3 protein-coding genes and 1 pseudogene are annotated in these 5,386 nt (G+C 45.8%); 1 reads left to right on the top strand and 3 read right to left on the bottom strand.

The features are described from left to right. Positions 1-213: 213 nt before the first annotated feature. The 3 genes from VIP81_RS08780 to VIP81_RS08770 form a co-directional block, all read right to left on the bottom strand. Positions 214-726 carry a hypothetical protein gene (locus VIP81_RS08780; RefSeq protein ID WP_331958589.1) on the bottom strand — a complete coding sequence of 171 codons (513 nt, stop codon included), beginning with the start codon at positions 724-726 and terminating at the stop codon, positions 214-216. Between the two features lie 127 nt (positions 727-853). Beyond that, positions 854-2,902, bottom strand: a complete 2,049-nt coding sequence (locus VIP81_RS08775) for an OPT family oligopeptide transporter (RefSeq protein WP_331958586.1) — start codon at positions 2,900-2,902, stop codon at positions 854-856. Positions 2,903-3,059: 157 nt separating this feature from the next. Then, the gene (locus VIP81_RS08770) at positions 3,060-4,817 is read right to left on the bottom strand and encodes a peptide MFS transporter (RefSeq protein ID WP_331958583.1); all 1,758 of its coding nucleotides are present in this window, start codon (positions 4,815-4,817) and stop codon (positions 3,060-3,062) included. 170 nt (positions 4,818-4,987) lie between these two features. Between VIP81_RS08770 and VIP81_RS08765 the strand changes: the two are divergent. After that, positions 4,988-5,386 (top strand): annotated as a pseudogene (locus tag VIP81_RS08765) (phosphoribosylamine--glycine ligase); the annotation flags it as partial.

The following is a 5,386-nucleotide window of genomic DNA, read 5'->3' as shown; positions in this document are numbered from 1 at the left end:
TCGGCTGTCCGGGAAATTTTTTAAATTCGCTCATTAGTTATCGTTTAAGTGTGGTAACTCAAACTTAACTAATATGGGTGGTTCTTTGGAACTGCCCTTTTTTTGTACCTTCTAATTAAGATTTACCCGGACAACAATGTTCCCAAATCATAAAAATAAAAATCTTGGAAATCATCAACATCAGTATAATCCTGAGTAAGACAAAAAAACGCTTTACTGACTTATCTGCGTTACAATAGCCCTGAAAGCCCCATCTCTCACTGCTCTTGGTCCACCGCCGCCGGTGGTTTCTGTCAGCGTACCGGTAAAGGTACCTTCTACGGAAACATTATCGATACGGGTAATGGTGATAGCAAAATCAGTACTTCCTTCTGAGGTGAGGGTGGCATAAGTGCTGTTCAGCATAATGAGCATACTGTTTCCTTTTTTAGTAGCCGGGTACCTGCCTGGTGTAAAAGGGAGGGTAGGCGCAACTAAGGTAAAGGATAGCTGATCTCCGTTATAAGTTTGACCAGTGAGTACCATCTTCGGATAATCGTTATCCGGGTTCTCGTCTGCAAAATTAGGTACGTAAATAGTGCCTTTGGGATTTTCTGAAAGATAAATTCTGTTATCCAGTTTCATCGATACAAATCGGCGTTGGCGGCTATCATCTTTTTTATCTTTTGTGCAGGAAATACTCAATAATACAATGGCGCTGAGCATTGCGTTGACTAATATACGCATAGGTTATATTATAAACAGTTTTAATTATTCCGCGACGAAATTAAACATTTAAATACAAAAACGGATGCCGGTAATGGATTGTTACACCCAGTTACCGGCATCGACTTTATCTTGACAAGTTGACGATTTAAGCTTTGCGGGCAGTACGGTATAAGTACCAGCCCATAAACGCGAAAAATGCGCAACCTATTATATAATAACCTCCCTGACCCAGGATATGGGTGAGTACTTCCTGGTTATTCAATTTGGCGAGTACCTCCGCCGACGAGTCGAAACCGGCCAGTATGGCGATGATAACACCCGCCACTGCCCCACCGGCTACCAGTCCTGTAGCGAAGAGATTTCCTTTGCCCAGTTCTTCTTCTTCCGGAGAAACTTTTTTGTTGGCTTTCTTTTGTTTGTAATCGACCAGACCGCGAATGGCGCCACCGGTGAAAATCGGGAGTGTGGTAGATAATGGCAGGTAAGCACCTACTGCAAAGGAGAGGGAGTTTACACCGCACAGCTCCATGGTAACAGACAGGAATACACCTACCAGCACAAATTGCCAGTCGAGGTTAAACGACAGGATTCCTTTGGCCAGTGTAGCCATGAGCGTGCCTTGTGGTGCAGGATAGTACGAGCTGCCGATTGCATGATCTATTACACCATGCTTGATCATGTCTGCCGTAGGCTTATCTAAAAACTTCACCGTTAAACCAATCACAATAGAAGATACGATGGCCCCAATAAACAATGCTATTTGCTGATACATGGGCGTGGCGCCTACAATATACCCGGATTTCAGATCCTGTGAAGTGCCGCCGGCATTGGCTGCAGCGATACAAATCATGCCTCCCACTACCAGTGCCATGGGTTCATATACTTTACCAGTCCATCCCACGGCAATAAATACCAGGCAGGTACCCATCAGCGTAGCGATGGTCATACCCGAAATAGGATTGTTGGAAGAGCCTATCAGGCCTACGATACGACTGGATACCGTTACGAAGAACGCACCAAATACCACTACCAGTAAACCTACCAGTAATTTTTTGCCGATAGAATCGCCCGGGAGCTGTGGCAGAAAAGCCATCAGCAGGATGAGTGCGAGACTGCCGAATAGTACCACTTTCAGGCTAAGATCACTTTCTGTTCTTGGTACACTTCCTTTGGTACCTGCGTTTTCAGAGCCATCTTTTATAGCCCCTAAACTTCCTTTGAAAGAGGAGATAATGGTGGGTATTGTTTTCAGCAACGTAATAAAACCGCCGGCGGCTACTGCACCCGCACCAATTTGTCTTACATACGCATAATATACTGCAGCGGAATAATCCGTAAAGGTATGCGTGAGCGGATTCCAGTTACCTTGTCCACCGGGCGTTTGCAGGTTGGCGAGGTAGCCTATTTTCACCAGTTGGGTAGCAATGGTATCTGCCGGGAGCAGCGATGCCAGCAAAGGAATGAGGGCTAGCCATGACAGCACGCCACCCGCTACCAGTACTCCGGCAATACGTGGACCAATAATATATCCTACTCCCATATATTCCGGTGTAATGTCACCACTGATTTTGGCAGAAGGGAAAAATTTACTGGCCTGTTTGGTCATGTATTCCGGTGTTTCCGCAATCACGTGCAGGATCTTCTGGAAGATGGCATAGGCAAAAGCAAAGCCCAGTCCATAGAAAGCTGTTTTAGCAAAATCGCCACCTTTCTCTCCGGCAATGAGTACATCGCCACAGGCGGTACCTTCCGGATAAGGCAGGGTTTTATGTTCTTTTACAATCAGTGATTTCCTTAAAGGGATCATCATCAGGGTGCCGAGGATACCACCAAAGATGGCCAGGATAAGGATCGTAAAGTAGTTGAAGAACTGCGCACCGCCGCCGTCGCTGAGGAATAAAAAGCCCGGCAGGGTAAATACTACACCGGCCGCAATGGATTCGCCCGCGGAGCCGGTTGTCTGGATAATATTGTTTTCAAGAATGGTGGTCTTGAAAAATTTTCTCCCTAAAGTAATCGCAATAACGGCAATAGGAATAGAAGCGGAAACGGTGAGACCCGCTTTCAGCGCCAGGTATACGGTGGCTGCGCCGAAAATAATACCGAAGACACAACCCAGTAAAATGGACTTGAGTGTGAACTCCTTCATTTGTACGTTAGGTGGAACAAAAGGCTTGAAATTGTTGTCAGACATATATTTGGATTACAGGTGGTTTATTATTATAGGCAAAAAGCAGAAGGCAAAAAGCAAAAAGCCATGGAAGCGAGTGATCTGAGCGGAAAATGTTACTCGCTTTTTTCACTCGCTTCAATGGCTTTTTGCTTTTAGCCTTCTGCTTTCCGCTCTCCTACTATCTCACCTCGTGCATCCATTTTTTCAGGAAGCTGCTGGAGATGAATAACAGTATGGCAGCAGCACCTGGCAGGATTACAAACACCATGAAAAACTCATAGAGGTTGTGAATAGTGAAACCTGCGAAAGTAGGGTAATGCGTGGCCAATTGAAGTTCTTTTAATTTATCGAGTTGCTGGGCAGTAGCGGTGATCGTACCATCCAGAATACCTTTCAGGTCGAGGCCATTTTTGGTAGCCAGCTCGTATTTATCCATGGTGGGTGGCAGTAATGCACCGAGGGTACCAGCCAGTGCGTAACCCGCGGCATTAGCCAGGAACCATACTCCCATCAGCAGAGAGGAGAAACGCTGCGGGGCCAGTTTAGCCACCAGTGATAAACCTATCGGAGATAAGCACAGTTCACCCAGGGTGTGGAACAGGTACATCAGGATCAACCAGCTTACGCCAAGTTTTTCGCCTGCGCCCAGTCCTTTCATCTGAATGGCAATGATAAAGAAGCCCAGTGCCAGCAGCGCCAGTCCGAGAGATTGTTTTATTGGTGAAATAGGCTCCAGGTTGCGTTGTTGTAATTTCAGCCATAACCAGCTGAAAGGCAATGCGAATACGATAATGAAGATGGAGTTGGCGTTTTGTACAAAACTTGGCGGCATATCCCAGCCAAAGAGGTGGCGATCTGTTTGATAATCAGCTATGAAGGTCAGGGAAGAACCTGCTTGTTCAAAACAGGCCCAGAAGAAGATCACGAAAAATGCCACAAAGTAAATGACAGTGATTTTTTGTCTTTCTACTTTAGTAATAGAGGTGTCGGTCAGGATTAATACCGCCAGACTGATACCAGTAGCATATATGAAAGGATACACCCATACTTTGATCGGATTTTGTTTGAGTGCAGTGGGATCGAGCGACAGGTAGTGGATGCCAATGAACAGCGCTACCAGTAATACCAATACACCGATGATAGCGGACGTCGTAAATTTAGCTTTGTCCGCTTCTCCGGTGGCCGTAGTTCCGGGTTTGTTGCCGATGGCGTTAATATCAGATTTGTTGAAATCAGGTTTGGCGCCGATAGGATCACCATTGGGTTTTACTACGTATTTGTCTTTCAGGAAGTAGAACAGGACAGTTCCGAGGAACATCGCGATACTGGCGGCAAGGAAGCCCCATTTGAAAGCGCTGACAATTCTCACACCGGTGGCTTCTATTTTTACGTCACCGAGAATAGGGCAGATGAGCATACCGAGGAAGGCGCCCATATTGATACCCATATAAAAGATAGTGAAAGCAGAATCGAGGCGGCCGTCACCTTTTGGATACAGCTGGCCTACCATGGAAGAGATGTTGGGTTTGAAGAAGCCGTTACCGAAGATAATCACGAATAACGCCAGCCATACGATCATTTTGGCTGTTTCAATGTTGGAGGCGTAGATGGTGGCGCTTAATACCATGAGTAATTGCCCTACAGCCATGATGAAACCGCCTAATATGATACAGTTTCTATTACCGAGGTAGCGATCGGAAATGTAACCACCCAGCATAGGGGTCAGGTAACATAATCCCAGAAAGCCACCATACATGATAGAGGAATCTGCTTCAGAGTAAGCCAGTGCATTTACCAGGAAGAGCGTTAATAACGCCCGCATACCATAAAAGTTAAACCGTTCCCACATTTCCGTGGCAAATAATACTGAGAGCCCCTTAGGGTGGCCCTTCTGCGAGGCAATAGGGGACTCTTGTGCAACAGCAGTTTGCATCATAAATTGGTTAGTTTTAGCAATAGTTGTTTTAGATTTCGAGAACCTTTAAATATGGCAAGTTAAATAAAATCAGTTATCCACGTAAAAAAATGGTATAAATGCTCATTTTTTGCGCTTTTTTGATCTTTCTTTGCACTTTCTTTCGCATCTGCATTTATTAGGCAATTCATATGAACATACTATTACTTGGAAGTGGTGGTCGGGAACACGCACTGGCCCTTAAAATGTCACAAAGCCCGCTTTGCGGTCAACTGTTTATTGCTCCGGGTAACGCCGGCACCGCCCAATGTGGTCAGAATATAAACATGGGCGTGAGTGAATTTGAAAAGATTAAGTCCTTTTGCCTGGACAATGCCATTGATTTGGTGATGCCCGGATCTGAAGAGGCCCTGGTGAACGGTATCTATGATTTCTTCAAAAAGGATGCTGCGCTGCAGCATATTCCGGTAATGGGACCTTCCCGGGAAGGTGCACAGCTGGAAGGCAGCAAGGCATACGCCAAGCTTTTTATGGAGCGGAACAACATCCCTACTGCCGGTTACCGGGAGTTTAATGCCGACAATTATGAA

Source organism: Chitinophaga sp., from assembly GCF_036566945.1.
Taxonomy (GTDB): domain Bacteria; phylum Bacteroidota; class Bacteroidia; order Chitinophagales; family Chitinophagaceae; genus Chitinophaga.
The sequence above is the reverse complement of the archived record's forward strand: the minus strand, read 5'-3'. Positions and strand labels throughout refer to the sequence as shown.

Excerpts from the sequence above, each read along its gene's own strand:
- VIP81_RS08770 (WP_331958583.1), bottom strand. The coding sequence starts at position 4,817 with ATGATGCAAACTGCTGTTGCACAAGAGTCCCCTATTGCCTCGCAGAAG.
- VIP81_RS08780 (WP_331958589.1), bottom strand. The coding sequence starts at position 726 with ATGCGTATATTAGTCAACGCAATGCTCAGCGCCATTGTATTATTGAGT.
- VIP81_RS08775 (WP_331958586.1), bottom strand. The coding sequence starts at position 2,902 with ATGTCTGACAACAATTTCAAGCCTTTTGTTCCACCTAACGTACAAATG.